The organism is Leucobacter sp. M11 (assembly GCF_035726885.1).
Lineage (GTDB): Bacteria > Actinomycetota > Actinomycetes > Actinomycetales > Microbacteriaceae > JAPFRB01.
Map to the genome: position 1 here is coordinate 72,200 of NZ_JAPFRB010000003.1, position 3,194 is coordinate 75,393.

The 3,194-nt window shown below is 72.9% G+C and carries 6 protein-coding genes and 1 pseudogene; 5 read left to right on the top strand and 2 right to left on the bottom strand.

Annotation, left to right across the window (positions count from 1 at the left end; translation table 11 throughout):
* Both OOT08_RS08550 and OOT08_RS08555 read right to left on the bottom strand, forming a co-directional pair.
* The coding region (locus OOT08_RS08550) for a hypothetical protein (protein WP_325092209.1) at positions 1–607 on the bottom strand (607 nt) is incomplete at its 3' end.
* Complete coding sequence (locus OOT08_RS08555) at positions 604–1,161, bottom strand: RNA polymerase sigma factor (RefSeq protein WP_325092210.1); 558 nt, start codon at positions 1,159–1,161, stop codon at positions 604–606. The genes OOT08_RS08555 and OOT08_RS08550, both read right to left, overlap by 4 nt.
* A 152-nt stretch (positions 1,162–1,313) precedes the next feature.
* On the opposite strand from OOT08_RS08555, the gene OOT08_RS08560 reads away from it, so the two are divergent.
* From OOT08_RS08560 to OOT08_RS08580, 5 genes and pseudogenes are all read left to right on the top strand, one after another.
* Positions 1,314–1,847, top strand: a complete 534-nt coding sequence (locus OOT08_RS08560; RefSeq protein ID WP_325092211.1) for an Asp23/Gls24 family envelope stress response protein — start codon at positions 1,314–1,316, stop codon at positions 1,845–1,847.
* Complete coding sequence (locus OOT08_RS08565; RefSeq protein WP_325092212.1) at positions 1,844–2,032, top strand: hypothetical protein; 189 nt, start codon at positions 1,844–1,846, stop codon at positions 2,030–2,032. Before OOT08_RS08560 ends, OOT08_RS08565 begins: the two co-directional genes overlap by 4 nt.
* Positions 2,029–2,388 carry a hypothetical protein gene (locus OOT08_RS08570; RefSeq protein WP_325092213.1) on the top strand — a complete coding sequence of 120 codons (360 nt, stop codon included), beginning with the start codon at positions 2,029–2,031 and terminating at the stop codon, positions 2,386–2,388. Before OOT08_RS08565 ends, OOT08_RS08570 begins: the two co-directional genes overlap by 4 nt.
* On the top strand, positions 2,388–2,966 hold the full coding sequence (locus tag OOT08_RS08575) for a hypothetical protein (protein ID WP_325092215.1): 579 nt from the start codon (positions 2,388–2,390) through the stop codon (positions 2,964–2,966). Before OOT08_RS08570 ends, OOT08_RS08575 begins: the two co-directional genes overlap by 1 nt.
* Positions 2,963–3,194: pseudogene (locus OOT08_RS08580) on the top strand (hypothetical protein); the annotation flags it as partial. The gene OOT08_RS08575 and the pseudogene OOT08_RS08580, both read left to right, overlap by 4 nt.

Sequence of the window (3,194 nt, forward strand, 5' to 3'; positions counted from 1 at the left end):
GCGGAACCGGGGCCGGGATCACGTTCGTGAACACGAGGTTCACCTCGGTCAGCGCCAGGTCGGTGTGCGTGCGGATCACCCGCCCGATCCGATCGCGCAGCGGCTGAGCCACCGCGGACACCGCGGTGAACATAAACAGCGCGATCCGCACCTCGACCGCCACGGGGGCGCCGGCCACGTCGATGTCGCCGTGGAAGAGCACCCGGCCAATGACCGCCCCGGCCACCTGATCGCCGCACGCTCGGATGAGTGCGCGGAGCGCACGCTCCGAGATCGACAGTCGCACCGCCGGGTGCGGATGCCGCACCGGAATCGCGCGGCCCTCCCGAGCGTCCGCGCGGATCATGCTGAACACCCGCTCCACCCAGGGCTGATCGAGGTGCCCGTGCACGGTGGCCTCGGCGGCGAGCGCATCCCCCGTCAGGGTGCGCACGCGCGCGAGGGAGGTGAGCACCGAGCGACACTCCTCGTTGGCCTCGATCTCGGGGTTTCTGGGGGTCCGCCCCCGGTCGAGATACTCCGCGAGCTCGTCGAGGGTGAAGCCGCCGTAGCGCGGCTCCTCGGCCAGCAGTTCCGGGCCCTCCTGGAGGTCGTCGGCGTGGTTCATGCCCAGCCCTCCAGTCCCACCAGGAGCGCCCGCCGGGCGCGGGAGAGGGCGCCGCGGACGGTGCTCTCCGGCTGATCGAGTGCTTCGGCAATCTCTCGGTAGGACATTCCGCCCTCCTCCCTCAGGATCCACACGGTGCGTTGCAGGTCGGGTAACGCACTCAGGATACGGGACAGTTCCGTCATTTGAACGCTGACTTCTGTGCGCTGCTCAGGCCCCGCGCCGGGATCCGAGGCCGGGGCGACCGCGTCGAGGTCGAGCTCGCCGCGGCGCGCGCGAATTCGGTCGATCGCTTTTCGGGACGTGATCCGGAGGAGCCAGGAGCGCACCTTCGCGGGTTCCCGGAGGCTGTCGATCGTCTGCCAGGCGGTGAGGCAGGCCTCCTGCGCGGCGTCGTCGGCGTCGTGCGCGGAGCGGGTGAGCTGCCCGGCGATGGCCCTCATCATGCCCAGGTGGCGGCGGATGAGGCACTCGAAGGCCCAGGCATCGCCGTCCGCGGCGCGCTCGGCGAGCAGCGCATCCTCGGCGTCGAGCAGCCAGAGGGGTCCACGCATCGCCTCCCCCTTTCGGAGCCAGACCCGCGTCACGTCGGAAAAAACTTTGTGACGTTTCTCGGTGCGGCCCCGTCCTATTCCCGAAGCTAACCCAGCTGGCCCCGTTGCAACAGAGCGCGGGGTAAACAAATCGGTAACAAGGAGTGAACAGCATGGTCCCCTCGCAGAACACGCAGACGAACGCTACTCCCCGCCCGGCCGCACCGGGCGCCACCCCCGCCCGCGCCGCCGCGGCCGCCAGCGCGGCCGACGGCACGCACACCGCGGGCACCACCGTCATCGATGACGCCGTCGTCGCCAAGGTCGCGGGCATCGCGATTCGCGACGTCCCCGGCGTCTACGCCCTGGGCGGCGGGATGGCCCGCATGGTCGGCGCGGTGCGCGAGGCCGTGGGCAACACGGACCTCACCCAGGGGGTGTCCGTCGAGGTGGGCGAGCGTCAGGTCGCCGCCGATATCTCCCTCGTCGCGGAGTACCCGGTCCCCCTGCAGGCGCTCGCGGACCAGGTTCGAGCCGCCGTTGCCACCGCGATCACCGATCTGGTGGGGATGGAGGTCGCCGAGGTGAACGTGACCATCAGCGACGTCCACGTCCCGAGCGAGGAAGACGAGCACGGGGCAGCGCCCCGCACCGCGGGGGGCGACCGCGCTCGGGAGAGCCAGGACGGCGAGGCGAGGGTCCGATGAGCCCGACGGCCACCGGGATGGCGATCGGGGCCGTTCTGGCCCTGACCTGGATTATCCTCGGGTTCTGGGCGTGCTTCTTCGTGGGCCTCGCGATCGCGCTCGGCGCGGGAATCGGGCGCTTCGTCGAGGGCAAGCTCGACGTGCGGGCCCTCAGCGACGCCCTCCGAGGGCGGCGATACCCGTGACCGGCGCCGGTTCAGCGGCCGTTCCCGGGCCGCTCGTCCCCGGGCGCACGGTGCTCAGCGCGAAGGCGCTGAACCGGGTCACGGAGGCGACCGCGGCCGCCGAACTTCGCGTGCCCGCCCGGGAGGTCCGGGCGAGCATCGGGGACGCGCAGGGGCGGCTCTCGCTCAGCGTCGCCGCCCCCACCGCGCTGGAGGCGCTTGGCCAGCGCGGGGAACGGCTCCCCCTCGCCGAGCGCTTGGAGGGATCGCGCCGCTCCATCGCGTCGCGCGTGGAACAGCTGACGGGCCATCTGGTCGGCCGCTGCGAGCTGACGGTGACGGGCGCGCAGTTCCCGCCCGAGCGGCGGGTGCGCTGATGAGCGCCCACGCCGCCCAGCGGATCATCCGTCGCGAAACGCACAGCGGGCGCAGCCTCGGCGCGATCCTGGTGGCGCTCCTCGCGCTCGGCGTCGCGGCCTGGCTCGGCACGGAAACCGTGCTGCACCTGCTGGGCCGAGAAGCGCTCCTCCTGGCCCCCGGCACACCCGTCGCGCTCCTCGCCGAGCCCAGCGGAACGGAGCTGCCCGCCTGGGCGACCGCGGTCGCCGTCGGCGTCCTCATCCTCGGGGTCATCGCGATTCTCGCGGCCCTCCTCCCCGGCCGCAGCCGCGCCCGGAGCGAGGCCCTCGACGCCGCCGCGGTGGTGGTCGAGGACCGCGCGCTCGCCGCGCGCCTCGCGCGGAGCGCCCAGCTCGCCGCGGGCGTTCCCGCCCAGCAGGTCTCTGTCCAGCTGTCCCGCAGCGCGGCCCGGGTCCTGATTACGCCGCGCAGCGGAGTTCCCGTGGACCCGGAGCGCGTTCGCGAGGCGATCAGCGCCGAGCCCGAACTGGCCCGGCTCAGCCCGCGGCTCCGGCTCACGGTCGCGGTCAACCCCTCAGGAAAGGTGGGAACATGAGCACCGAACCCCGACTCCTGAATCGAGTGTTGTTGTTTCTCGGCGGGCTTGGCCTGCTCCTTGGCGGGGCCGTCGCCCTCCTGCTGAGCGTGCCCGAACGCGCCGCGGCGGTCACCGAGCCCGCCCGGCTGGCGCAGGCGTGGCTCGCCGACCTCGGCGCCCGCACCCGCTGGGAGCCCCTCGGGCACTCCTGGCTGTGGCTGCTGGCCCTCGCCGGCTGTCTCCTCC